The organism is Streptococcus nidrosiense (assembly GCF_042140045.1).
Classification (GTDB): domain Bacteria; phylum Bacillota; class Bacilli; order Lactobacillales; family Streptococcaceae; genus Streptococcus; species Streptococcus nidrosiense.
This window is the reverse complement of record NZ_CP152419.1, coordinates 1,988,041-2,011,742: the sequence shown is the minus strand read 5'-3', so window position 1 is coordinate 2,011,742 and position 23,702 is coordinate 1,988,041. Positions and strand designations below refer to the sequence as shown.

Annotated in this window: 24 protein-coding genes and 1 other annotated feature; of the genes, 20 read left to right on the top strand and 4 right to left on the bottom strand. The window is 41.6% G+C overall.

The features are described 5' to 3' along the window. Nucleotides 1-13: 13 nt before the first annotated feature. From AAFQ93_RS09585 to AAFQ93_RS09570, 4 genes are read left to right on the top strand one after another with little or no spacing between them, the layout of a single operon-like run. A complete protein-coding gene (locus AAFQ93_RS09585) occupies nucleotides 14-973 on the top strand; it encodes a zinc-binding dehydrogenase (RefSeq protein ID WP_375555299.1) in 960 nt (319 codons plus the stop codon). Then, complete coding sequence (locus tag AAFQ93_RS09580) at nucleotides 974-1,702, top strand: ABC transporter ATP-binding protein (protein WP_375555298.1); 729 nt, start codon at nucleotides 974-976, stop codon at nucleotides 1,700-1,702. Beyond that, complete coding sequence (locus AAFQ93_RS09575; protein ID WP_375555297.1) at nucleotides 1,695-3,215, top strand: ABC transporter permease/substrate-binding protein; 1,521 nt, start codon at nucleotides 1,695-1,697, stop codon at nucleotides 3,213-3,215. The genes AAFQ93_RS09580 and AAFQ93_RS09575 overlap by 8 nt, the downstream gene beginning before the upstream one ends. After that, nucleotides 3,212-3,835: an endonuclease III domain-containing protein gene (locus tag AAFQ93_RS09570; RefSeq protein WP_223140112.1), complete on the top strand. Its 624-nt coding sequence runs from the start codon at nucleotides 3,212-3,214 to the stop codon at nucleotides 3,833-3,835. Before AAFQ93_RS09575 ends, AAFQ93_RS09570 begins: the two co-directional genes overlap by 4 nt. A gap of 185 nt (nucleotides 3,836-4,020) precedes the next feature. Here AAFQ93_RS09570 and AAFQ93_RS09565 read toward each other — a convergent pair whose 3' ends face one another. Then, nucleotides 4,021-4,554, bottom strand: coding sequence for a TetR/AcrR family transcriptional regulator (locus AAFQ93_RS09565; protein WP_223140111.1), 534 nt, complete (start codon nucleotides 4,552-4,554; stop codon nucleotides 4,021-4,023). A gap of 133 nt (nucleotides 4,555-4,687) precedes the next feature. On the opposite strand from AAFQ93_RS09565, the gene AAFQ93_RS09560 reads away from it, so the two are divergent. The 3 genes from AAFQ93_RS09560 to AAFQ93_RS09550 all read left to right on the top strand — a co-directional run bounded on the left by AAFQ93_RS09560 (nucleotide 4,688) and on the right by AAFQ93_RS09550 (nucleotide 7,214). Then, nucleotides 4,688-5,578, top strand: a complete 891-nt coding sequence (locus AAFQ93_RS09560) for a cation diffusion facilitator family transporter (RefSeq protein ID WP_375555296.1) — start codon at nucleotides 4,688-4,690, stop codon at nucleotides 5,576-5,578. Between the two features lie 244 nt (nucleotides 5,579-5,822). Then, the gene (gene nmlR / locus AAFQ93_RS09555; RefSeq protein WP_223140109.1) at nucleotides 5,823-6,176 is read left to right on the top strand and encodes a stress response transcriptional regulator NmlR; all 354 of its coding nucleotides are present in this window, start codon (nucleotides 5,823-5,825) and stop codon (nucleotides 6,174-6,176) included. Then, nucleotides 6,177-7,214, top strand: coding sequence for a zinc-binding dehydrogenase (locus AAFQ93_RS09550; protein ID WP_375555295.1), 1,038 nt, complete (start codon nucleotides 6,177-6,179; stop codon nucleotides 7,212-7,214). It abuts the gene before it with no gap. Nucleotides 7,215-7,428: 214 nt separating this feature from the next. Here the strand turns inward: AAFQ93_RS09550 and AAFQ93_RS09545 are convergent, their stop codons facing one another. Beyond that, nucleotides 7,429-8,430: a LacI family DNA-binding transcriptional regulator gene (locus AAFQ93_RS09545; RefSeq protein WP_375555294.1), complete on the bottom strand. Its 1,002-nt coding sequence runs from the start codon at nucleotides 8,428-8,430 to the stop codon at nucleotides 7,429-7,431. 168 nt (nucleotides 8,431-8,598) lie between these two features. On the opposite strand from AAFQ93_RS09545, the gene AAFQ93_RS09540 reads away from it, so the two are divergent. The 3 genes from AAFQ93_RS09540 to AAFQ93_RS09530 all read left to right on the top strand — a co-directional run bounded on the left by AAFQ93_RS09540 (nucleotide 8,599) and on the right by AAFQ93_RS09530 (nucleotide 11,751). Then, complete coding sequence (locus AAFQ93_RS09540; protein ID WP_375555293.1) at nucleotides 8,599-9,777, top strand: galactokinase; 1,179 nt, start codon at nucleotides 8,599-8,601, stop codon at nucleotides 9,775-9,777. Between the two features lie 18 nt (nucleotides 9,778-9,795). Beyond that, nucleotides 9,796-11,277: a UDP-glucose--hexose-1-phosphate uridylyltransferase gene (locus AAFQ93_RS09535; RefSeq protein ID WP_375555292.1), complete on the top strand. Its 1,482-nt coding sequence runs from the start codon at nucleotides 9,796-9,798 to the stop codon at nucleotides 11,275-11,277. Nucleotides 11,278-11,346: 69 nt separating this feature from the next. Then, a complete protein-coding gene (locus tag AAFQ93_RS09530; RefSeq protein ID WP_045763132.1) occupies nucleotides 11,347-11,751 on the top strand; it encodes a PaaI family thioesterase in 405 nt (134 codons plus the stop codon). 65 nt (nucleotides 11,752-11,816) lie between these two features. Here AAFQ93_RS09530 and AAFQ93_RS09525 read toward each other — a convergent pair whose 3' ends face one another. Both AAFQ93_RS09525 and AAFQ93_RS09520 read right to left on the bottom strand, forming a co-directional pair. Beyond that, nucleotides 11,817-12,203, bottom strand: coding sequence for a VOC family protein (locus tag AAFQ93_RS09525; RefSeq protein WP_315639813.1), 387 nt, complete (start codon nucleotides 12,201-12,203; stop codon nucleotides 11,817-11,819). Nucleotides 12,204-12,213: 10 nt separating this feature from the next. Then, nucleotides 12,214-13,041, bottom strand: coding sequence for an exodeoxyribonuclease III (locus AAFQ93_RS09520; protein ID WP_375555291.1), 828 nt, complete (start codon nucleotides 13,039-13,041; stop codon nucleotides 12,214-12,216). A 219-nt stretch (nucleotides 13,042-13,260) separates the two neighbouring features. Between AAFQ93_RS09520 and AAFQ93_RS09515 the strand changes: the two genes are divergently transcribed. The 10 genes from AAFQ93_RS09515 to trpB all read left to right on the top strand — a co-directional run bounded on the left by AAFQ93_RS09515 (nucleotide 13,261) and on the right by trpB (nucleotide 23,515). Continuing rightward, nucleotides 13,261-14,160 carry a CPBP family intramembrane glutamic endopeptidase gene (locus tag AAFQ93_RS09515; RefSeq protein WP_375555290.1) on the top strand — a complete coding sequence of 300 codons (900 nt, stop codon included), beginning with the start codon at nucleotides 13,261-13,263 and terminating at the stop codon, nucleotides 14,158-14,160. Then, the gene (locus AAFQ93_RS09510; RefSeq protein WP_000006514.1) at nucleotides 14,144-14,410 is read left to right on the top strand and encodes an autorepressor SdpR family transcription factor; all 267 of its coding nucleotides are present in this window, start codon (nucleotides 14,144-14,146) and stop codon (nucleotides 14,408-14,410) included. Before AAFQ93_RS09515 ends, AAFQ93_RS09510 begins: the two co-directional genes overlap by 17 nt. Beyond that, on the top strand, nucleotides 14,411-15,052 hold the full coding sequence (locus AAFQ93_RS09505; protein ID WP_375555289.1) for an SdpI family protein: 642 nt from the start codon (nucleotides 14,411-14,413) through the stop codon (nucleotides 15,050-15,052). Nucleotides 15,053-15,177: 125 nt separating this feature from the next. Beyond that, nucleotides 15,178-15,633, top strand: coding sequence for a DUF3290 family protein (locus AAFQ93_RS09500; protein ID WP_375555288.1), 456 nt, complete (start codon nucleotides 15,178-15,180; stop codon nucleotides 15,631-15,633). Continuing rightward, nucleotides 15,630-16,265 carry a DUF421 domain-containing protein gene (locus AAFQ93_RS09495; protein WP_375555287.1) on the top strand — a complete coding sequence of 212 codons (636 nt, stop codon included), beginning with the start codon at nucleotides 15,630-15,632 and terminating at the stop codon, nucleotides 16,263-16,265. Before AAFQ93_RS09500 ends, AAFQ93_RS09495 begins: the two co-directional genes overlap by 4 nt. 54 nt (nucleotides 16,266-16,319) lie before the next feature. Then, nucleotides 16,320-18,065 carry an ABC transporter ATP-binding protein gene (locus tag AAFQ93_RS09490; RefSeq protein ID WP_375555286.1) on the top strand — a complete coding sequence of 582 codons (1,746 nt, stop codon included), beginning with the start codon at nucleotides 16,320-16,322 and terminating at the stop codon, nucleotides 18,063-18,065. Next, complete coding sequence (locus tag AAFQ93_RS09485; RefSeq protein ID WP_223140096.1) at nucleotides 18,055-19,797, top strand: ABC transporter ATP-binding protein; 1,743 nt, start codon at nucleotides 18,055-18,057, stop codon at nucleotides 19,795-19,797. Before AAFQ93_RS09490 ends, AAFQ93_RS09485 begins: the two co-directional genes overlap by 11 nt. A 105-nt stretch (nucleotides 19,798-19,902) precedes the next feature. Beyond that, nucleotides 19,903-20,595, top strand: coding sequence for a sugar transferase (locus tag AAFQ93_RS09480; RefSeq protein WP_223140095.1), 693 nt, complete (start codon nucleotides 19,903-19,905; stop codon nucleotides 20,593-20,595). Between the two features lie 38 nt (nucleotides 20,596-20,633). After that, entirely contained in the window at nucleotides 20,634-21,860 is a 1,227-nt protein-coding gene (locus AAFQ93_RS09475) for a DegT/DnrJ/EryC1/StrS family aminotransferase (RefSeq protein WP_375555285.1), read from the top strand. A gap of 60 nt (nucleotides 21,861-21,920) precedes the next feature. Then, nucleotides 21,921-22,151: a binding site (T-box leader), on the top strand. A 185-nt stretch (nucleotides 22,152-22,336) separates the two neighbouring features. Next, on the top strand, nucleotides 22,337-23,515 hold the full coding sequence (trpB, locus tag AAFQ93_RS09470; protein WP_004251478.1) for a tryptophan synthase subunit beta: 1,179 nt from the start codon (nucleotides 22,337-22,339) through the stop codon (nucleotides 23,513-23,515). Nucleotides 23,516-23,702 lie beyond the last annotated feature (187 nt).

The window sequence follows — 23,702 nt, the reverse complement described above, 5'->3', positions numbered from 1 at the left end:
GAAGGAGTACCTTATGAAAGCAGTTGTGGTGAGCATTCCAGGTGGACCAGAGGTATTAGAAGTGGTCGAACGACCAAAACCAGTCCTGAAGGCAGGTTGGACCCTGGTGAAAATCCAAGGATTTGGCATCAATCACAGTGAAATTTTTACCCGCAAGGGACAATCACCATCAGTAAAGTTTCCTCGTGTGTTAGGAATTGAGTGTGTCGGTCTTGTGGAGGAAACAACACGACCGGATTTGAAGATTGGCCAGCAAATCATTTCCATTATGGGGGAGATGGGCCGAGCCTTTGATGGAGGCTATGCAGAGTATACCCTTCCTCCCAATGAGCAAATTTATCCAATCAAGACAGAACTTGATTTGGAAAGTTTGATCGCCCTTCCGGAAACTTATTACACGGCTTTTGGCTCTTTTCTCAATCTTAAGATTGAGGAGCAAGATAGCGTGTTAGTTCGCGGGGCAACCAGTGGTGTAGGAATTGCCTTTGCTAAACTGCTGAAAGGGAAATTTCCTAATATTCACTTGGTAGGAACTAGCCGAAATCTTGCTAAGGAAGAGAAACTGAAAGCGGTCGGATTTGATCAAGTGATTTTGGAGAAGGATGGTGTCTTGCAAACGAAAGAGCAGTTCGATAAGGTTTTGGATCTTGTTGGTCCAAGTGCTATTCTCGATACTTTTGCGCGGACAGCAGAAGGTGGGATTATCTGTTCTTGTGGCCTACTAGGTGGTCAGTGGACTGTTCCAGACTTTGATCCGATCGAGATGCTCTCTCGCAATCTCTACTTGACGACCTTTGCTTCTGGCAATGTGTCTCAAGATAAGCTTCAGGCTTTGGTAGATTTTGTCGAGCAGTATCGTGTAGATGTAGGGCCTGAAAAAGTTTATAAGATTGACCAAATTCAGGAAGCGCATGCTTATCTGGAAGGAAGCCATTCTTTTGGTAAAGTGATCGTGAAAAATGAGGTAGATTAAATGATTGAATACAAACATGTAGCCTTGCGCTACACGGATAAAAATATTTTAAAAGATGTCAATCTCCGTATTGAAAATGGAGAATTCATGGTGCTAGTGGGTCCTTCAGGATCTGGTAAGACCACCATGATTAAGATGGTGAACCGACTCTTGGAGCCGACAGATGGCAATATCTATATGGATGGAAAACGCATCAAGGACTATAATGAACGGGAGTTACGTCTCAGTACCGGCTATGTCCTCCAAGCTATTGCCCTATTTCCTAACTTGACGGTTGCGGAAAATATAGCTCTCATTCCTGAGATGAAGGGCTGGAGCAAAGAGCAAATCGCTTCTAAAACAGAAGAACTCTTGAACAAGGTAGGCCTGCCTGCTGCAGAGTATGCTCATCGGTTACCAAACGAGTTATCTGGTGGGGAGCAACAGCGGATTGGCATTGTACGAGCCATCATTGGGGAACCAAAAATCTTGCTGATGGATGAGCCCTTTTCAGCCTTGGATGCTATCTCTCGCAAGCAGTTGCAAGCTCTCACCAAGGATTTGCATAAGGAGTTCGGGATGACCACCATCTTCGTTACTCATGATACGGACGAGGCTTTGAAATTAGGGGATCGAATTGCAGTTTTGCAAGATGGAGAAATTCGCCAGGTCGCAGAACCTGAAACAATTTTACAAGCGCCTGCGACAGACTTTGTAGCAAACTTGTTTGGAGGTAGCCTTCATGTCTAATTTGATTTCAACATTTCAAGAACGTTTTGGGGAATGGTTAACGGCCCTTGGACAACACTTACAATTGTCTCTTTTGACCTTATTGGTTGCTATTTTTCTGACCATCCCACTTGCGGTTTATCTAAATAGCCACAAAAAAGCGACGAATTGGGTGCTACAAATTGCGGGTATCTTCCAGACCATTCCCTCAATGGCTTTGTTGGGTCTCTTTATTCCTTTCATGGGGATTGGAACCTTACCGGCCCTTACAGCTCTAGTCATTTATGCTATTTTCCCTATTTTGGAAAATACAATCACAGCCTTGAACGGCATTGATCCTAGTCTTGAGGAAGCAGGGATTGCTTTTGGAATGACCAAGTGGGAGCGACTCAAGAAGTTTGAAATTCCACTTGCCATGCCTGTCATTGTATCGGGGGTTCGTACAGCAACCGTTATGATCATTGGGACAGCAACTCTAGCCGCTCTTGTTGGAGCTGGAGGATTGGGCTCCTTTATCCTTTTGGGAATTGATCGTCGGAATGCTAGTCTGATTTTAATCGGTGCAATCTCATCAGCCATTTTGGCCATTCTCTTTAATGTTGTTCTCAAATGGTTGGAAAAAGCAAAGTTGCGTACAATTGTTGCAGCCTTTGCTGTTATGGTGCTTGGTTTGGGAGCAAGTTATGCTCCAAGCATGATTCCAAATAAAGAGAAAGAAAATCTGGTTATAGCTGGGAAGTTGGGACCTGAACCTGAGATTCTCATGAATATGTACAAGCTCCTCATTGAGGAAAATACGGATATGACGGTGACGGTCAAGCCTAACTTTGGGAAGACAGATTTCCTTTATCAAGCGCTGAAAAAAGGGGACATTGATATCTATCCAGAATTTACAGGTACTATTACAGGCGCTCTCTTGCAGCCAGCTCCTAAAGTGAGCAATGACTCTGAAGAAGTTTTTGAAGCTGCGCGTGATGGTATTAAGAAACAGGATAATCTAGTCTTGCTGAATCACATGGCTTATCAAAATACTTATGCTATAGCAGTTTCTAAAAAAATTGCGCAAGAATATGGACTTAAGACGATTTCAGACTTGAAAAAAGTAGAAGGACAGCTCAAGGCAGGATTCACTCTGGAGTTTAACGACCGTGAAGACGGAAACAAAGGATTGCAATCTGTTTATGGACTAAATCTCAATGTGGCAACAATGGAGCCAGCTCTTCGCTATGATGCAATTAAGGCTGGAGATATTCAGATTATGGAAGTTTACTCGACAGACCCAGAAATCGAACGTTACCAACTTCAAATTTTAGAAGATGATCAACACCTCTTCCCTCCTTATCAAGGTGCTCCACTCATGAAAGCTGAATTACTCGAAAAACATCCGGAGTTGGAAGCTGTTCTTAATAAACTAGCTGGTAAAATCACCGAGAGCCAGATGAGTCAGATGAACTATCAGGTTGGTATTGATGGTAAGGATGCTTATACTGTTGCACATGATTTCTTGGTGGAACAGGGATTATTGAAGAAATGATCAAGAAAGATGAAATACAAGAAACTCTTTTGCGACTCTGCAAGCACTATGGAGAGCAAAATTGGTGGCAATCGGATAACAAGCTGGAAGATTTGGTATCGACTATTCTGATCCAGCGAACAACTGAGAAGAATGCTAAGTTAGCTTTATCAGGTCTTATGGATGTCATGACAGTAGAGGGGATTCTGGATTTATCGCTAGAAGAGTTACAGGAACGTATTCGACCTGCTGGATTTTTTAAGCAAAAGTCTCAAACGATTAGGGGACTTCTGATCTGGTTAAGAGAAGTTGGTGGTTTTGAGGTTCTTGCCAAGATTGGAACAGAAGATTTACGAAAGCAACTTTTGGAGTTAAAAGGGATTGGGCCAGAGACTGCAGATGCACTTTTGCTTTATCTTTTTGATCGTCCAGTTTTTATTTCGGATGAATATGCTAGAAGACTTTTTCGACGCTTAGGATTTGGAAACTTTAAAACCTATAGTGAAATGCATGCTGTTTATGGTAACGTCTTGGAAGGCCTAACTCTCAAACAATGCCAAGAGATTCATGCTGTTATTGATGAACATGGAAAAGCTTTTAGCAAGAGTAAAGGCCAGTTAGACGAAAGTTGGTTACGATAAAAAAATTCTAAGACTTCTTGTCTTAGAATTTTTTTAGTAAATTTATTGGCTCAAAAAATATAGTTTGATTAGATTAGTAAGTAGAAAGTAGAGGTAAAATACCCGTGATGAATTGGAATATTTGAATGATAGAATGTCGACTGGTATTTTTCTTTGAGTGGATATGAAATCTATAGTTGTGTTTGCTACTTCATCTCTAAGACATCTAAGTAAAAGCTCACTACTTGATCTTCCTTATAAGATTTCCCTTTTTTGAGCCACCAGGTTAGTGTTTCGATAAAGTTAGTTACAACAAAGTGTTTGAGGTAGGAAGTAGGAATATTAGGATAGGAAACTTGTAAGTCTTTGGCAACCATGGGATAGACATGGTGTTCCAATTCTTTCTGTAATTGACGGAGGAAGTAGTCATTTTTAGAGAAAAGGAGGCTGGTGACGTGGTCCTGGTTTTTCTTGAAATGTGAAAAGATATGAGTTAAATAAGCCTCTGTAGATATATTTTCCTCGCGTTCAAAAAGATGATGAAAGAGATAACGACAGAGCTCGTCAAGGAGTAATTCCTTACTCTCATAGTGACTGTAAAAGGTGGAGCGCCCAACGTCTGCTAGGTCAATAATCTCTTGGACTGTGATGGATTCGTAATCTGCTTGATTCAATAATTGTAAAAAAGCAGTATAGATAGCTTTTCGTGTCTTGGTAATGCGGCGGTCTTGACTAGTCATATGGACACTTTGAACAAATTGTTCAGTAACTTACAAAGAGAACAGTTTGCCCCTATCCTTTCTTTTCGGAGTAAGAGATAATACTAGTAAAGGGAATATTTATACTACTATTATACCAAAGGAGGATGAAAAAATGACAACGAAAGGTGCTGTTTGGCTAGCTTTTTTCTTAAATTTGAGTTATGCCATTATCGAGTTTATCGCAGGAGGGATTTTTGGTTCTAGTGCGGTCCTTGCTGACTCTGTCCATGATCTTGGAGATGCAATTGCAATTGGGGTATCAGCCGTTTTAGAAACAATTTCCAATCGTGAAGAAGATAGTCAATACACCCTAGGTTACAAGCGGTTTAGTCTTCTAGGTGCCTTGGTAACGGCTGTGATTCTCATGACAGGGTCCGTTTTGGTTATTTTGGAAAATGTAACAAAACTCTTTAATCCACAGCCGGTCGATGATGAGGGAATCCTCTGGTTAGGAATCATAGCTGTTAGCATTAATGTGCTAGCTAGTCTTGTCGTTCGTAAAGGAAAAACAAAAAGCGAATCCATTCTTAGCCTGCATTTTCTGGAAGATACCTTGGGTTGGGTGGCTGTTATCCTAATGGCCATTGTTCTGCGATTTACCGACTGGTATATTCTGGATCCCCTCCTATCCCTTGTCATTTCCTTCTTTATTCTGTCAAAAGCCATTCCACGTTTTTGGTCTACACTTAAGATTTTCCTTGATGCTGTGCCAGAAGGTGTCGATATCAAGCAAGTCAAGAGTGACTTGGAGCAATTGGACCACGTTGCTAGTATCAATCAGCTAAACCTCTGGACCATGGATGGTTTGGAAAAAAATGCCATTGTCCATGTTTGTTTAAAAGAGATTGAACAGATGGAGGTTTGTAAAGAATCCATTCGAACCCTACTCAAAGATTGTGGTTTCCAAAATATCACCATTGAGGTTGATGCAGACCTAGAAACTCACCAAGCCCATAAGCGAAAGGTGTGTGAGTTGGAGAGGAGTTATGAGCATCATCATTAGAAAAAAGTGAAAAATGATTGGGTACTATCTTATTTGGAATAGAGAACTTTCTTTATTATTTAAGTACTTCAAAAGATTGGTAAGTTAAGAGCATTGTACAAACTCCATATACATGAATGCTAATTATAAAAATTTTTCGATTAGATGCCAAATGCTTGACTTAGAGTCAACTCAAAGTTATATAATAAGATAAGTGAGTTAGAATAGCTTAAACTCAGTGAATAAAATGAGAGGAGGATAGCATGTGAACATTAAATCAGCCAGTGATTTGTTGGGAATTTCAGCGGATACGATTCGGTATTATGAACGGGTTGGTCTTGTACCACCGATTACTCGTACTGCAACTGGGATTCGTGATTTTCAAGATCAGGATATTGAGGCGCTGGAATTTATTAAGTGTTTTCGTTCGGCAGGTGTCTCTGTGGACAGTTTAGTTGACTATATGTCGCTCTACCAAGAGGGGGATGAAACGAGAGAGGAAAGGCTTGGTATCTTAGAAGAGGAAAAGAAAAAATTAGAGGAGCGCTTGTCTCAGTTACAGGTGGCTTTAAATCGCTTAAATCACAAAATTAAACTTTACAAGGAAGGAAAATTTTAAATGAAATCAGCAGTATATACAAAGGCAGGTCAGGTCGGTATTGAGGAAATCAAGCGTCCAAGCATTCAAGAAGCAGATGATGCCATTATTCGCATTGTTCGTACTTGCGTTTGCGGTTCAGACCTTTGGAGTTACCGCAATCCCGAAATCGAAGAAGGGCATAGTAATAGTGGTCATGAGGCTATCGGAATTGTCGAAGAAGTTGGTGAGGCTGTCACTACTGTAAAACCAGGTGACTTTGTCATCGCGCCTTTCACTCATGGTTGTGGAGAGTGTGATGCCTGTCGTGCCGGTTATGATGGGACTTGTGACCGCCATATTGGTACCAACTGGTCAGGTGGGGTCCAGGCTGAGTATATCCGTTTCCACTTTGCCAATTGGGCACTTGTGAAAATTCCAGGTCAACCTTCAGATTATAGCGAGGGCATGCTCAAATCTCTCTTGACTCTGGCTGACGTCATGCCAACCGGTTACCATGCAGCGCGTGTTGCTAATGTGCAAAAAGGAGACAAGGTTGTCGTTATCGGGGATGGGGCTGTTGGCCAATGTGCTGTCATTGCAGCTAAGATGCGTGGAGCATCGCAAATCGTCCTCATGAGTCGCCACGAAGACCGTCAACAAATGGCCTTGGAGTCAGGCGCGACAGCAGTCGTAGCTGAACGTGGTGAAGAAGGCATTGCCAAGGTGCGAGAAATTCTTGGTGGTGGAGCAGATGCAGCTCTCGAATGTGTCGGTACAGAAGCAGCCGTCGACCAAGCTCTCGGTGTACTCCATAATGGAGGACGCATGGGATTTGTCGGTGTGCCTCACTACAATAACCGTGCGCTTGGTTCGACCTTTGCTCAAAATATCTCAGTGGCAGGTGGAGCAGCATCAGTTACTACTTATGATAAACAAGTTTTATTAAAAGCAGTTCTTGACGGTGATATCAATCCGGGTCGTGTCTTTACTGATAGCTATACTCTGGACGAGATTGATCAAGCCTATAAAGACATGGATGAACGCAAGACTATCAAGTCTATGATTGTGATGGATTAATACTCTTCGAAAATCTCTTCAAACCACGTCAGCTTCGCCTTGCCGTAGATATAGGTAACTGACATCGTCAGTCTTATCTACAACCTTAAAGCAGTGCTTTGAGCAACCTGCGGCTAGCTTCCTAGTTTGCTCTTTGATTTTCATTGAGTATAAAAAGAAAAAACTAATAGGATTTGAGAATCTCTATTAGTTTTTTTGTGTTCAACTATTGCACTTAATGCAAGGTACTTTCTCTTAAAGTCAGTTTGGTTCCTAGCATGGTGAGGCTTGGGATTTTGCGTCCGTGAAGGACTTCTCTGTTCAGAATATCCATTCCTGTGCGTCCCATTTCTTCGGTGTAGACTGTGATACTGGAAAGTGGTGGGAACACTTGCTTGGTTAGAATGGTATCATTAAAGGAAATAATGCTGACGCGCTCGGGAATGCTGATGCTGGCTTCCTGAAGGGCGCGAAGGGCACCAATGGCCAGGCTATCACTGGCTGCAAAAAAGGCCTGTGGAAGCTTCTCTCCTAATTTTTCGATAGCCTCCTTCATCAAGTCATATCCAGATTGGGCAGTAAATGAGCCTTGGAAAACGAATTTTTCGTTATAAATTCCTTTTTCTTGCGTATAGGATATAAAGTAATCTAAACGCTTATCTGAGATAACTTCTTCATGGTCAGTAGTAGTTTCAAGACCGGATAAGATACCAATCTTTTTAAGCCCGTGGTCTGTAAAGTAATCAACGACCTGTCTAACTGCATTATAGAAATCCGTAATAACACAGGTATGACCAAGGGCAATTGTATCACTATCTAAAAATACTAGGGGTTTGTGGTATTCCTCAAATGATGCAATCTGTGCTTGGCTAAATTTCCCAATACAAAGAATCCCAATCACTTCTTCGCTAAGCGTAAAAGGTTGGTCATTAAAATAGCGCAAAATGTCGTAATCTAATTCTTGGGCTCTATTTTCAATTCCTAGTCGAATCTGGTAGTAGTAGAGATCTTCTAACTCTCCCTGTTCACTGACCCACTGGATGATAGCAATTTTTTGTTTGAGTTTATGACTTTCGCCTGTTTTGAGATGTTTTGTATACCCTAGTTCTTCTGCGACGGTTAAGATACGATGTCGAGTTTCTTCTGTAACAGATAGGCTCTGATCGCGATTGAGAACGCGGGATACAGTTGCGATCGAGACAGAGGCTAGCTGAGCGATATCTTTGAGTGTAGCCATAATTCCCCTCCTTTTTAGGTTATTATAGCATATTTTTGTTGCTTTTTACCTATAGTTTAGTAAAATATAGGTAAAAATGTTGACCAAAGCAAAACCCTTGGGTACAATAGAAGAAAACGATTACAGGTTAAGGTTTTTTACCTAACAATTCGTCAAAGGAGAATTCATATGACACAACATCTTACTGCTGAAGCACTTCGCAAGGATTTTCTTGCTGTTTTTGGTCAAGAAGCAGATCAAACCTTCTTTTCACCAGGCCGTATCAACTTGATTGGGGAGCATACTGACTACAACGGTGGCCATGTTTTCCCAGCAGCTATTTCACTAGGAACTTATGGGGCTGCTCGCAAGCGCGATGATCAAGTTTTGCGTTTCTACTCAGCAAACTTTGAGGATAAAGGAATTATCGAAGTTCCTCTAGCTGACCTTAAGTTTGAGAAAGAGCACAACTGGACCAACTATCCAAAAGGTGTCCTTCATTTCTTGCAAGAAGCTGGTCATGTGATTGATAAAGGTTTTGATTTCTATGTATTTGGAAATATCCCAAATGGTGCGGGCTTGTCTTCTTCTGCATCTTTGGAGCTTTTGACTGGTGTCGTGGCAGAATACCTCTTTGACCTAAAATTGGACCGTTTAGATTTAGTAAAAATCGGAAAATTGACAGAGAATAACTTTATCGGTGTTAACTCTGGTATCATGGACCAATTTGCTATCGGTATGGGGGCAGACCAACGTGCTATTTACCTAGATACTAATACTCTAGAATACGACTTGGTTCCCCTTGATTTGAAGGACAATGTCGTTGTGATCATGAACACTAACAAACGCCGTGAACTAGCAGATTCTAAGTACAATGAACGCCGCGCTGAATGTGAAAAAGCAGTAGAAGAACTCCAAGTGGCCTTGGACATTCAAACCTTGGGTGAATTGGATGAATGGGCTTTTGATGAATTCAGTTACCTCATCAAAGACGAAAATCGCTTGAAACGTGCTCGTCACGCCGTTCTTGAAAACCAACGTACGCTTAAAGCGCAAGCCGCTCTTCAAGCAGGAGATTTGGAAAAATTTGGTCGTTTGATGAATGCTTCTCATGTTTCACTTGAGCATGATTACGAAGTAACTGGCTTGGAATTAGATACCCTCGTTCACACTGCATGGGCTCAAGAAGGTGTTCTTGGTGCTCGTATGACAGGAGCAGGTTTTGGTGGTTGTGCGATCGCCTTGGTTCAAAATGATGCTGTTGAGTCCTTTAAAGAGGCTGTAGGCAAGCACTACGAGGAAGTAGTTGGTTACGCTCCAAGTTTCTATATCGCTGAAGTGGCAGGTGGAACTCGCGTTCTTGATTAGTCAGAAGGAGGTTTTCTAGTGACCTTAGTAGAAACATTTGTTACCAAAGTTATTGCAGAAAGTAGTTTTGAAGAGTTGGATCGTATCTATCTGACTAATCGTGTCTCGGCTTTGGTTGGTGATGCTGTCTTGGAAGTTGAAACAGTCCAATCGGACCTGATTGATCTCAAAGAGCATCTTGTCGAGGAAGCCGTTCGATTGGAAACAATTGAAGATAGTCAGGCTGCGAGTGAGATTCTCGGAGCTGACCTCATGGATTTGGTAACTCCTTGTCCAAGTCAGGTTAATCGTGACTTTTGGGCTACCTATGCCCAGTCACCAGAGCAGGCAATTGCGGATTTCTACCAACTCAGTCAGAAGAATGACTACATCAAACTGAAGGCTATCGCAAAGAATATTGCTTATCGTGTACTATCTGACTACGGTGAACTGGAGATTACCATCAATCTCTCTAAGCCTGAAAAGGATCCAAAAGAGATAGCGGCAGCTAAGTTGGTCAAGTCGAGTAACTATCCTCAATGTCAGCTCTGTATGGAGAATGAAGGTTATCATGGCCGTGTCAATCATCCAGCTAGAAGCAATCATCGTATTATACGTTTTGATATTTCTGGGCAGGAGTGGGGCTTCCAATATTCGCCTTATGCGTACTTTAATGAGCACTGTATTTTCCTAGATAGCAAGCATCGTCCTATGGCCATTAGTCGCCAAAGTTTTGAACGTTTGTTAGCAATTGTGGAGCAATTTCCAGGCTACTTTGCAGGTTCGAATGCTGACCTACCAATTGTGGGTGGCTCCATCCTGACGCATGATCATTACCAAGGTGGGCGACATGTCTTCCCAATGGAAGTGGCTCCTTTACAGAAATGCTTTACTTTTGATGGTTTTGAATCTGTCAAAGCAGGAATTGTTCAGTGGCCTATGTCTGTGATTCGACTAACTTCAGATTCTAAAGAGGATTTGACGGACCTTGCGGATAAAATCTTACTGGCTTGGCGTCAATACTCCGATCCAAGTGTGCAGGTTTTGGCGGAAAGCAATGGAACTCCGCACCATACTATCACACCGATAGCCCGTAAACGAGATGGACAGTTTGAGTTGGATTTGGTTTTGAGAGACAATCAAACATCTCCAGAGCATCCAGATGGTATCTATCATCCTCATAAGGATGTCCAACATATCAAGAAGGAAAATATCGGCTTGATTGAGGTTATGGGCTTAGCAATCTTGCCCCCACGCTTGAAGGAAGAAGTAGAGCAAGTAGCAGCTTATCTAGTCGGAGAAGAAGTATCAGTCGCAACTTATCACCAAGAATGGGCAGATGAGTTGAAGGAAAGTCATCCTGGATTGACTGATAAAGACCAAGCTCTCGAAATTGTCCAAGAATCTGTGGGTAAAATCTTCGCTCGGGTATTGGAAGATGCAGGGGTTTATAAGCAAACAGAAGAAGGACAGGCAGCTTTTATGCGCTTTGTGGAGCAGGTTGGGATTTTACCTGAATAAGTGCTTCTCCCTTGCACAGAGTCTTGAAAAGTAGTATCATAGTGTCGTTTGAAATATCAGGAGGAACGTATGAAAGATTTTCACTTTGACGCTATATCTGCCTTTGAAAACTATGAAATCGAAAAAATGAGAGATGGCCACGTTGTGGTGACGACAAAAGTAGTGGACTCCTCACTCAACTACTATGGGAATGCCCATGGAGGCTATCTATTTACCCTTTGTGACCAAATCAGTGGACTTGTGGTGATTTCGCTAGGCTTAGACGGAGTGACACTCCAGTCTTCCATCAACTACTTGAAAGCCGGAAATCTAGGGGACATTCTCACTATCAAGGGAGAATGTGTCCATCACGGACGTACAACTTGTGTCGTCGATGTTGATATCACCAACCAAGATGGCCGAAATGTCTGCAAGGCAACCTTCACCATGTTTGTCACAGGACAACGATCTGAAGATAGACAGGTGAGGATATAGGAAATAAGAAAAAGAGGCACATGCCTCTTTTTCTTATTTCTGTTTTCACTGTAATGCTCTATTATTTATTCACTAAATCTTAAAAAATAACCATCTGGGTCTAAAACTGCAAATTCATGAGGATAGATATATTGTTCACCAACACGAAATTCTCTTTTGGTCAAAGGACGATGAATAGGATAGTTAGACTCGATTACTTTCTGATAGAGTCGAGGAACATCCTCGATGCCAAAGGAAATATTGACACCGCGTCCGAAAGGATAAGTCAGTTGGGCTAATTCTTCTGCACTGCCTTCTTCTAGCATAAGTTGGCAGTCTTCAAGCGAGAGGAAGAGAAATTTCTCCTCTGGACGCTCGTATTGGACAGTGAATCCCAGCAAGTTGCAGTAGAAGCGGCGCGACTTTTCGATGTCAGATACTACAAATTCAGGGATGACGGCTTGATAGTCCATTCGTTTCTCCTTAAAGTTCAATCTCCAAGACAATCGGTGTATGGTCTTGGCGTGCGCCTGAATCAATCATATCTGACTTGGTAACCTTGTCTGCCACACGGTTACTTGTGAGCCAGTAGTCGATTCTCCAGCCTGTGTTGTTGATTTTTGAAGTCTTGCTGCGTTGTGCCCACCAAGTGTAGCGTTCTGGAACATCTCCATGGACATGACGGAAAGTATCTGTAAATCCTTTGGCCAAAAGGTTTGTAAATCCTTCACGTTCTTCGTCTGTGAAACCTGGTGAACGACGGTTGCTGGCTGGGTTAGCAAGGTCAATTTCCTTGTGGGCAACATTGTAGTCTCCAGTTGCTAGGACAGTTTTTTTCTTGTCTAGTTCAGCCAAGTATTCCGCATATTTGACATCCCAAACTTGACGTTCTTCCAAACGTTTGAGGCCATCCCCAGCATTAGGAGTGTAGACCTGAGTCACGAAAAATTCATCAAATTCCAAAGTAATGATGCGTCCTTCCATGTCCATAGTAGAAGGTGCGCCAATTTCTGGGAAGCTGATAGTTGGGGTCAGTTCTTTCTTATAGAGGAACATGGTTCCAGCATAGCCTTTGCGGGCAGGTTCTTGAGAGGAACGCCAGGTGTTTTCGTAGCCTGGGAAGAGTTCTTCCAGTACCTCAAGGTGTTTTTTAGTAGGACCTTTAGCTGAAAGCTTGGTTTCTTGGATGGCGATAATATCAGCATCTTCGGCAACCAAGGTTTGGAGAACGTCTTGTGACAATTTCGCACGCGCAGAGTCGCTCGTCAATGCTGCATTGAGTGAATCAATATTCCATGAGATTAGTTTCATAGTGTGTACCTTTTCTAGATGTATTTCCTATATTTTATCAAAAAAAAGTAAAGCCAGCGAGTTTCTAGTTTGGAAACTCACTCTTTAGACTTTATCCTTAGAAAACAAAAAATTCTCGAAACTATTTTGAAAAAAATCTAAATAGTTCTTGTGTTTAAATTGGAAAGGTGTATAATGTTATTTAGAAAAACTTCTAAATAGAAAGTGAAGTGTACAAATATGTTGAATAAGAGAACAATCCCTCTTTTTGTGGTCTTGGCTTATGGTCTTGCTTGGATAATATGGTTGGCACTATGGCTAAGTGGTATTGGACTAAATTCTCCATTGAGTCAGCTTGCTAGTATTGTGGCCATGTGGATGCCTGCGCTTGCAGTCTTTCTCTTAGGGAAAATAACGAAAAAACCTAGTGGAATCAAGTCTAAATTAGTCGTGAATCTCAAGAGGAACTGGCGCTTTTACTTACTAGCTATCTGGTTGCCAGCAGTTATCAGTTTTTTAGGAGCAGGACTTTATTTTCTTGTATTTCCTAACAATTTCAGCCTTGATTTTGAATCTATTCAAGCCATCTTACAAGAAAAAGGTATCCTTCAATCACCGATCCCCCTATCTTCCTTGGTCTTGATTCAAATCCTAGCTAGTTTAACCTACGCTCCTTTTCTTAATAGCTTATTTGCATTGGGAGAGGAAATTGGTTGGCGTGGTTATCTTTACCCAGCTCTAAGAGAACGCTTTTCACTAGTACAGACTCATGTCTTACTTGGTCTCATTTGGAGTCTATGGCATTTACCAATTAATTTGCAAGGCTTTAATTATGGACTAACTTATTTTGCTTATCCCGTTTTGGGAGTTGTCGCCATGTTCCTATTTTGTTTTAGCATAGGAATATTGTTGAGTTGGTTGATGGAAAAAACAGGTTCTATCTGGGCTTCAGCACTATTTCATGGGGCAATCAATGCAACTGCAGGTTTTGGACTACTCTTTCAACTGCCTGGAGAAAAAGCTTCAAGCCTCTTGATTTTTGGTCCGTCACCAGCAGGACTGATAGCAGTGCTACCCTGCTTATTCCTTGCCTTACTGATATTGCGAATAGAAAGGAAGCACCATGAGTTTTGCAAATAGCTTTAAAGCTTTATCTCATCCAGTCAGGAGGGAGATTTTGAATTTGCTTAAAACAGGCAGATTATCTGCAGGAGAAATTGCCAGTCATTTTGAGTTAACAGGTGCAACAATTTCACACCACCTTACGATTTTGAAAGCAGCGGATTTGATTCGTGAAATGAAAGAGAAAAACTTTATTTATTATGAGTTAAATACATCAGTTTTAGAGGATATGATGGTGTGGTTAGCAGAACTGAAAGGAGATTTTTAGATGAAGATAAAAATCAATAAGAAATTGGTATTATATACTAGCATTCTTATCCTACTGCCTACCCTTGTAGGTTGTGTTTTCTGGTTTCAACTACCAGAGAAGATGCCGACTCATTTTAATCTACTGGGCCAAGCAGATGGCTACGATCATAAAATGTTTGCTATCTTTGGATTACCGGCTCTCATGCTTTTGATGCATTGGTTGATTCTATTCTTGATGATCAAGGATCCTAAGTCCAGCAATATTAGTTCAAAAATACAACTTTTGATTTACTGGATTATTCCTTTTGTATCTTGTCTATCGATGATTTCTATCTACGGAGCATCTTTGGGTTATTCTATGATGAGTGGAATTCTAGCTCAGATTTTTATGGGAGTCATCATGATTGTAATTGGAAATTATCTACCAAAAACACGCCGAAATTATATAATCGGTATTCGACTTCCGTGGACTTTGGAGAATGATGAGAACTGGAGCAAAACGCATCGCATAGCTGGAAAAATTTGGGTATTAGGAGGATTGTTATTGTTTCTAAATGCCTTTGTTCAGCTATATGTTTACTGGATATTCTTCTTGACACTTTTCTTTGTAGTGATAATTCCTAGTGTCTATTCTTATCAATTATCAAAATCAGAATCTTGAAATAGGTATTTGAGTCGTTAGTTAGAGAAGTTGGTCTGATACGCGTATTTCCCCAGCGTATAGTTTGAAAAATCAAGGTCATTCCTATATAATAAAGAATGATTTATGTAAAGGATTGAAAATAAATGAAATTTTACTCATATGAATATGTTTTGAGCCAGATTGGCCAACAAAATAGTGTCATGATTGGCTTTGGAGTATTCTTGCTTGCCATCACTGGATTTTTTGCTTTTAAGGCTTACCGCGACCATCGAGGAACCAAGTTTCGCGAGTTGATGATGATCTCGTCTTTGGCTTTACTGGCTGTCATTCTCGGTATTATATCTACTTATCAGTCAAATCAAGCTTCCAACAACCAATTTCAAACTTCACTTCACTTTATAGAAGTTGTTTCTGAGGATTTAGGGGTGGATAAATCAGAGGTCTACGTCAATACTTCTGCAGCCACAGATGGTGCCCTTCTCAAGGTAGGAGATAAATACTACCGTGCCTTAAGTGGCAGTGAGCCGGATAAATATCTCTTGGAAAAACTTGACTTGTATCAAACAAGTGACATTGAATTAGTGGAGGCAAACAAATGACATTTAACTATATCGAAATTCTGATTAAACTGGCTTTAGGTCTTGTATCTCTTGTCTTTGTTATCAACGTGACAGGGAAGGGAAATCTAGCGCCCAACTCAGCAATTGACCAAATCCAAAACTATGTTCTTGGGGGAATCATCGGTGGGGTTATCTATAATAGCTCTATTACCATCCTTCAGTATGCAGTTATCTTGATTATGTGGACAATCTTGGTTTTGCTTCTCAAGTGGCTCACTAATAACGTTGGCCTTGTAAAACAAATGATTGATGGAAAACCAACCCTACTCATCAAAAATGGGGAAATCGATCCAGAAGCCTGTCGATCTGTTGGCTTATCAGCTTCTGACGTAGCCCTTAAACTTCGTAGCCAAGGTATCTTCCAGCTTAAAGAAGTCAAGCGTGCTGTACGAGAGCAAAACGGTCAGCTGATTGTAGTACAAAATGGAGATGAAAATCCTAAGTATCCTGTCATCACAGATGGTGTCATTCAGTCGGATGTCCTCGATACTCTCAGCTTAACGGAAGAATGGCTCTTAGATCATCTGAATAAGCAAGGGTATGATAATGTGGCCAATATCTTTATCGCTGAGTATGACAAGGGTCAACTGAGCGTTGTCACCTATGAATAAGAAAAACCTGGGGTTCATGCCTCAGGTTTCCATTTGTCATTAGAAAGGAATTTTATGTCTATCATCCAAAAACTCTGGTGGTTTTTTAAGTTAGAAAAACGTCGTTACCTAGTCGGAATTGTAGCTTTGGTTTTGGTTTCTGTACTCAACCTCATCCCACCTATGGTTATGGGGCGCGTAATTGATGCCATTACTTCAGGACGATTAACACAGGACGAGCTCTTGCTACATCTCTTTTATCTCCTGCTGGCAGCTTTCGGGATGTATTATCTGCGTTATGTTTGGCGTATGTATATCCTGGGGACCTCCTACCGACTAGGGCAAATCATGCGTTCAAGACTATTTGAGCACTTTACAAAGATGTCGCCTGCTTTTTATCAGAATTATCGGACAGGGGACCTGATGGCTCACGCAACCAATGATATCAATGCCCTGACTCGTCTAGCTGGTGGAGGTGTCATGTCTGCGGTAGATGCTTCTATCACAGCCTTGGTGACTTTACTAACCATGCTCTTTAGCATTTCTTGGCAGATGACCTTGGTTGCCATTCTTCCCTTGCCATTTATGGCCTATGCGACTAGTCGTCTGGGGAGAAAGACCCACAAAGCTTTTGGTGAATCGCAAGCAGCCTTTTCAGAACTCAACAATAAGGTTCAAGAGTCTGTATCAGGTATTAAGGTAACCAAGTCCTTTGGTTATCAGGCTGATGAATTGGCATCTTTCCAGGAAGTCAATGATTTGACCTTCCAAAAAAATCTGCAAACCATGAAATATGATAGCCTCTTTGATCCAATGGTTTTGCTCTTTGTTGGTTCTTCTTATGCCTTAACTCTCTTAGTCGGTGCCTTTATGGTACAAGCAGGACAGGTAACTGTTGGGAATCTGGTCACCTTTATTTCTTACTTGGATATGTTGGTCTGGCCTTTGATGGCGATTGGTTTCCTCTTCAATATCACTCAAAGAGGGAAAGTTTCTTACCAACGGATTGAGAGCCTTTTGTCTCAAGAATCACCTGTCAAAGACCCAGAATCTCCACTTTACGGGATTGAAAATGGGCGCTTGGACTATGCCATTGATAGTTTTGCCTTTGAAGATGAAGAGACACTGAAAGATATTCATTTTAGCCTCGAAAAAGGGCAAACTTTGGGCTTGGTTGGGCAGACCGGTTCAGGAAAAACTGCTTTGATTAAGTTGCTCCTACGTGAGTATGACGTTGACCAAGGGGCCATTTATCTAAATGGGCATGACATTCGTGACTATCGACTAGCTGACTTGCGTAGTTTGATGGGATACGTCCCACAGGACCAATTTCTCTTTGCCAGTTCCATCATAAATAATATCCGCTTTGGAAATCCTGACCTCCCTTTCTCAGAAGTAGAAGAAGCAACTAAGCTGGCTCAAGTCTATCAAGACATTCAAGCCATGCCCCAGGGATTTGATACGGTTATCGGCGAAAAAGGTGTCAGTCTATCTGGTGGACAAAAGCAACGTCTGGCTATGAGTCGGGCTATGATTTTAAATCCTGATATCCTGATTTTAGATGATTCCTTATCGGCGGTAGATGCCAAGACAGAGTTCGCTATTATCGATAATCTCAAAGAAACTCGCAAAGATAAAACGACCATTATCACAGCCCATCGTCTCAGTGCAGTTGTCCATGCAGATTTGATTTTGGTCATGCAAAATGGCCGCATCATTGAACGAGGCAGACATGAAGACTTACTAGCCTTGGATGGTTGGTACGCACAAACCTACCAGTCACAACAATTAGAAATGAAAGGAGAAGAAGATGCGCAATAAACAAGAACAATGGACTGTATTGAAACGCTTGTTGTCCTATCTCAAGCCTTATGGTCTCCTAACCTTTTTAGCCTTAGCCTTTCTCCTTATGACGACTGTTATCAAGAGTATCATCCCCTTGGTAGCTTCGCACTTTATCGACCAGTATCTACATAATCTCAACCAGCTTGCTGTTACAGTTTTGCTGGCCTACTATGGACTCTACATTCTTCAAACTATTGTCCAATATGTGGGGAACCTTCTCTTTGCGCGTGTGTCCTACAGCATTGTTAGAGATATTCGACGTGATGCCTTTGCCAATATGGAAAAGCTAGGCATGTCTTACTTTGATAAAACGCCTGCAGGTTCTATCGTCTCGCGTTTGACCAATGATACTGAGACTATTAGTGATATGTTTTCAGGAATCTTATCCAGCTTTATCTCAGCAGTCTTTATCTTTGTGACAACCCTATATACCATGCTTATTTTGGATTATCGTCTGACAGCTTTAGTATTGCTCTTTCTACCTTTGATTTTCCTTTTGGTTAATCTCTACCGTAAAAAATCGGTCAAGGTTATTGAAAAAACCAGAAGTCTCTTGTCAGATATCAACAGTAAGCTGGCAGAAAATATCGAAGGGATTCGCATTATTCAAGCCTTTAATCAAGAAAAACGCCTGCAAGAAGAGTTTGATGGGATAAACCAGGAACACCTGGTCTACGCTAACCGTTCAGTAGCCCTAGATTCCCTCTTTTTACGTCCGGCCATGAGTTTGTTGAAGTTATTGGGCTATGCAGTTTTGATGGCTTACTTTGGCTATCGTGGTCTCTATCTAGGCATAACAGCAGGGACCATGTATGCCTTTATCCAGTATATCAATCGCCTCTTTGATCCCCTCATCGAAGTAACACAAAACTTTTCTACCCTTCAGACATCTATGGTTTCAGCAGGTCGTGTTTTTGCACTTATCGATGAAACCAACTATGAACCGACCCAAGAAAATGCACAAGCGGAGATTAGAGAAGGAAATATCCGTTTTGAACATGTGTCCTTCTCTTATGATGGAAAACACCAGATTCTCGATGATATTTCCTTTACGGTTAATAAAGGTGAAACCATCGCCTTTGTCGGACATACTGGCTCTGGGAAATCTTCTATCATCAATGTTCTCATGCGCTTTTATGAATTTCAGTCAGGTCGAGTTCTCTTAGATGGTGTGGATATTCGTAAGTATAGCCAAGAGGAATTGAGAAAAAATATCGGTCTGGTTCTACAGGAACCTTTCCTCTATCATGGGACCATCAAGTCCAATATCGCCATGTACCAAGATATCAGCGATGACCAGGTTAAGGCAGCGGCAGAATTTGTGGATGCAGATTCTTTCATTCAGGATCTTCCATTAGGCTATGATGCCCCAGTGTCTGAGCGTGGTTCGAGTTTCTCTACTGGGCAACGTCAACTTCTTGCCTTTGCTAGAACCGTTGCCAGTCAACCGAAAATACTGATTTTGGATGAAGCGACAGCCAATATTGACTCTGAAACAGAAGCCTTGGTCCAAAATTCCCTAGCCAAGATGAGACAGGGTCGAACCACCATTGCCATCGCCCATCGTCTTTCTACCATTCAGGATGCTAACTGTATCTATGTCCTTGACAAGGGACGAATCATAGAGAGTGGCACACATGAGGAACTTTTAGCCTTGGGAGGTACCTATCACAAGATGTATAGTTTACAAGCAGGAGCTCTATCCTAAGGAAGAATTCCTTTAAAATACAGATTTCTTGCACCGCCTCTTTCATTTTGTGGTATAATGTAGAATGTTTAAAGATTACATATTAAAAAACAGAGGAGAATGTGCATGCTGAAATGGGGTGAACTACCTCAAGAAATGCAATTAGATGAGGTAAAACCATACTACCAGCTTGTTTCTAAAAGAAAAGGCTCTCTGATTCTCAAGCGCTGTCTAGATTTGTTTCTAGCCTTGATCTTGTTAATCTTGACCTCACCTGTATTTCTGATTCTAAGCATTTGGATCAAGCTAGATAGCAAGGGTCCAGTCATTTACAAGCAGGTACGGGTAACCCAGTACAACCGACATTTCAAGATTTGGAAATTCCGTACCATGGTATCAGATGCTGATAAAAAAGGAAGCCTAGTAACTTCTGCAAATGACAGCCGCATCACCAAGGTTGGAAATTTCATTCGCCGTGTTCGTTTGGATGAACTTCCGCAATTGGTCAATGTTCTCAAAGGAGAGATGTCCTTTGTGGGAACTCGTCCAGAAGTACCACGCTACACAGAACAGTATAGCCCTGAAATGATGGCTACCTTGCTCTTGCCAGCAGGGATTACATCGCTTGCCAGCATTAACTATAAGGACGAGGATGCCATTATCAGTCAAATGACTGCAAAAGGTATGTCGGTCGACCAAGCTTATGTCGAAAGAGTCCTTCCAGAAAAGATGCACTATAATCTGGCCTACCTACGTGATTTTAATTTCTTCGGAGATATCAAAATCATGTTCCAGACTGTATTTGAAGTTTTAAAATAAGTAGTCGCAAGATTGAAACCGATCAAAGGAGTAAAACAATGACAAAGTATAATATTCCATTTTCACCACCTGATATTACCGAAGCTGAGATTGCTGAAGTAGCAGATACCCTCCGTTCTGGTTGGATCACAACAGGACCTAAGACAAAAGAATTGGAGCGTCGTTTGTCTGTCTACACTCAGACACCTAAGACAGTCTGCCTCAACTCTGCAACAGCAGCTCTTGAATTGATCTTGCGCGTGCTTGAAGTGGGGCCTGGTGATGAAGTTATCGTTCCAGCTATGACTTATACAGCATCATGTAGCGTTATCACTCACGTAGGTGCTACACCAGTTATGGTTGATATCCAAGGTGATACCTTTGAAATGGATTATGACAAGCTTGAGCAAGCGATTACTGAGAAGACTAAGGTTATCATCCCAGTAGAACTTGCAGGGATTATCTGTGACTATGATCGTTTGTTCCAAGTTGTTGAGAAAAAACGTGACCTCTTTACAGCTGCTAGCAAGTGGCAAAAGGCCTTTAACCGTATTGTGATTGTGTCTGATAGTGCCCACGCTTTGGGTTCAACCTACAAGGGACAACCAGCTGGTTCCATTGCAGACTTTACGTCATTCTCTTTCCACGCAGTTAAGAACTTCACAACTGCTGAAGGAGGAAGTGCGACTTGGAAAGCTAATCCAGCTATTGATGATGAAGAAATGTACAAGGAATTCCAGATTCTTTCTCTTCATGGTCAAACAAAAGATGCGCTAGCTAAGATGCAACTGGGTTCATGGGAATACGATATCGTAACACCTGCCTACAAGTGCAACATGACAGATATCATGGCTTCACTTGGTCTGGTTCAGTTGGACCGTTATCCTAGCTTGCTTCAACGTCGTAAAGAGATCGTAAGTCGCTATGACCGTGGATTTGCAGGAACTCGTATTCACCCATTGGCGCATGAGACAGATACTGTTGAATCTTGTCGTCACCTTTACGTTACCCATGTAGAAGGTGCTAGTCTCGAGCAACGCAATCAAATTATCCAAGAATTGGCCAAAGCTGGAATCGCAAGTAACGTTCACTACAAACCGCTTCCTCTTTTGACAGCCTATAAAAATCTTGGCTTTGATATGGCAAACTATCCTAAGGCTTATGCCTACTTTGTAAATGAGATTACACTACCACTTCACACCAAATTAACGGATGAAGAAGTAGATTATATCATTGAGACTTTTATCAGAGTTTCTGAAGAAGTTCTAGGCGCTTCACAAAAATAATTAAAAAAATTAGTAAAAAATTAGTGAAAACGGTTGACAAAGAAAAAACAATAACATATAATTAACTCAACAAATCAGAAAAGTAATTATTTTTAATCTTCAGGGAGCCTGTGGTTACTGTGAACAGGTGGTTGGAACTAGTGAAATTGGGCTGATTTTAAAAGTGAATTTGAAACAATGAAAATTCGGTAGGCACACCTTACAGTGCAACTTGTTGTTAGACAAGGCAGAGATGTAAAGGGGATATTCTCTTTACAATTGAGGTGGTACCGCGTTACAAACGCCCTCACATGGAAGTAAATTCCGTGTGTGGGCTTTTTTTATCCGTCATTTTGTTTATCTTTTATTAGGGTGTTAACTGAGAGTAATATTCAAGTTTCACTTGTTCTTTTAGTAAAGGCTGAAATGGTCCCCCAGACCATTTCACTACCAAAAGCAAACAAAAAGCCGGATTCATACAGAAGGAGGAAAATTTTATGACAACTAAAGGATATTTTGGACAATTTGGTGGTAGTTTTGTACCAGAACCAATTCAAGTTTTACTAGATGAATTGGAAGTGACTTTTGAAAAATACAAGGATGATCCAGAGTTTTTAGCTGAGTTTCGCCATTACTTGAAGGATTATTCAGGTCGTGAGACACCGCTCTATTTTGCAGAAAGTTTGACAGAGCACCTAGGTGGAGCTAAGATTTACCTCAAGCGTGAAGACCTTAACCACTTGGGTTCTCACAAACTTAACAATGTTTTGGGACAAATCCTTCTTGCTAAACGTATGGGTAAAAAGCGTGTCATTGCCGAAACAGGTGCTGGCCAGCACGGTGTTGCGACAGCTGCAGCTGCAGCTAAGTTTGGTATGGCCTGTGATGTCTACATGGGTGCAGAAGATGTGGAGCGTCAACGTCTCAATGTCTTCCGCATGGAGATGATGGGAGCAACTGTTCACGCAGTTGAAACTGGTACTCGTACCCTCAAAGATGCGGTTGATGCCGCCTTTGGAGCATGGATGAATGACCTTGAAGCCTTCTACGTTTTAGGTTCTGCTGTAGGCCCTCATCCTTATCCAACCATTGTCCATGAATTTCAAAAAGTCATCAGTGAAGAATCACGTCGTCAAATCTTGGAAAAAGAAGGACGACTGCCAGACTACGTCATTGCCTGTGTGGGCGGTGGTTCTAATGCCATCGGTGCTTTTTCACAGTATGTAGCTGATGAAGAAGTCAAATTGGTTGGGGTAGAAGCTGCTGGTCATGGTTTAGATACCGACAAACACGCAGCAACTATGACCAAGGGTAGTGTCGGAATTGTCGATGGAATGAAGACCTATGCAGTCTTTAAGGAAGATGGAGAGCTCGCGCCAGTTTACTCTATCTCAGCAGGTTTGGACTATCCAGGGGTTGGTCCAGAACATGCCTTCTTTAAAGACTCTGGTCGAGTAGAATATGTAGCAGCGACAGACGAAGAAGCTGTCCAAGCCTTGCTTTTATTAAGCAAAACAGAAGGAATCATCCCTGCAATTGAAAGCTCACATGCTATCGCTGAAGCAGTCAAACGCGCACCAAAACTAAGTAAAGATGAGATTATCATCATCAATGTCTCTGGTCGTGGAGACAAGGACGTAGCTGCCATTGCAGACTACCTTGAAGCTAAAAAATAAAAGATGGAAAAGATACAGAGATTTCTCTCACAGAGAGCTTGTGGTTGCTGAAAACAAGCAGAGAAAGCTGTAAGGTTGGGTCCATCTCAAACGAGAGAAGAATATATAATTCTCAAGGGAGTGCCCTTTATCGCACAGCCTGTTACAAGAAGGTTCTGAGACAGGAATGAGAGATAGGAGAAATCCT

Bases quoted from the DNA above. Each gene is read 5' to 3' on its own strand.
- AAFQ93_RS09500 (WP_375555288.1), top strand. From the start codon at position 15,178: ATGAAATTTTACTCATATGAATATGTTTTGAGCCAGATTGGCCAACAA.
- AAFQ93_RS09580 (WP_375555298.1), top strand. From the start codon at position 974: ATGATTGAATACAAACATGTAGCCTTGCGCTACACGGATAAAAATATT.
- AAFQ93_RS09565 (WP_223140111.1), bottom strand. From the start codon at position 4,554: ATGACTAGTCAAGACCGCCGCATTACCAAGACACGAAAAGCTATCTAT.
- AAFQ93_RS09485 (WP_223140096.1), top strand. From the start codon at position 18,055: ATGCGCAATAAACAAGAACAATGGACTGTATTGAAACGCTTGTTGTCC.
- AAFQ93_RS09475 (WP_375555285.1), top strand. From the start codon at position 20,634: ATGACAAAGTATAATATTCCATTTTCACCACCTGATATTACCGAAGCT.
- AAFQ93_RS09570 (WP_223140112.1), top strand. From the start codon at position 3,212: ATGATCAAGAAAGATGAAATACAAGAAACTCTTTTGCGACTCTGCAAG.
- AAFQ93_RS09530 (WP_045763132.1), top strand. From the start codon at position 11,347: ATGAAAGATTTTCACTTTGACGCTATATCTGCCTTTGAAAACTATGAA.
- trpB (WP_004251478.1), top strand. From the start codon at position 22,337: ATGACAACTAAAGGATATTTTGGACAATTTGGTGGTAGTTTTGTACCA.
- AAFQ93_RS09550 (WP_375555295.1), top strand. From the start codon at position 6,177: ATGAAATCAGCAGTATATACAAAGGCAGGTCAGGTCGGTATTGAGGAA.
- AAFQ93_RS09585 (WP_375555299.1), top strand. From the start codon at position 14: ATGAAAGCAGTTGTGGTGAGCATTCCAGGTGGACCAGAGGTATTAGAA.
- AAFQ93_RS09545 (WP_375555294.1), bottom strand. From the start codon at position 8,430: ATGGCTACACTCAAAGATATCGCTCAGCTAGCCTCTGTCTCGATCGCA.
- AAFQ93_RS09510 (WP_000006514.1), top strand. From the start codon at position 14,144: ATGAGTTTTGCAAATAGCTTTAAAGCTTTATCTCATCCAGTCAGGAGG.
- AAFQ93_RS09540 (WP_375555293.1), top strand. From the start codon at position 8,599: ATGACACAACATCTTACTGCTGAAGCACTTCGCAAGGATTTTCTTGCT.
- AAFQ93_RS09525 (WP_315639813.1), bottom strand. From the start codon at position 12,203: ATGGACTATCAAGCCGTCATCCCTGAATTTGTAGTATCTGACATCGAA.
- AAFQ93_RS09480 (WP_223140095.1), top strand. From the start codon at position 19,903: ATGCTGAAATGGGGTGAACTACCTCAAGAAATGCAATTAGATGAGGTA.
- AAFQ93_RS09515 (WP_375555290.1), top strand. From the start codon at position 13,261: ATGTTGAATAAGAGAACAATCCCTCTTTTTGTGGTCTTGGCTTATGGT.
- AAFQ93_RS09520 (WP_375555291.1), bottom strand. From the start codon at position 13,041: ATGAAACTAATCTCATGGAATATTGATTCACTCAATGCAGCATTGACG.
- AAFQ93_RS09495 (WP_375555287.1), top strand. From the start codon at position 15,630: ATGACATTTAACTATATCGAAATTCTGATTAAACTGGCTTTAGGTCTT.
- AAFQ93_RS09490 (WP_375555286.1), top strand. From the start codon at position 16,320: ATGTCTATCATCCAAAAACTCTGGTGGTTTTTTAAGTTAGAAAAACGT.
- AAFQ93_RS09505 (WP_375555289.1), top strand. From the start codon at position 14,411: ATGAAGATAAAAATCAATAAGAAATTGGTATTATATACTAGCATTCTT.
- AAFQ93_RS09560 (WP_375555296.1), top strand. From the start codon at position 4,688: ATGACAACGAAAGGTGCTGTTTGGCTAGCTTTTTTCTTAAATTTGAGT.
- AAFQ93_RS09575 (WP_375555297.1), top strand. From the start codon at position 1,695: ATGTCTAATTTGATTTCAACATTTCAAGAACGTTTTGGGGAATGGTTA.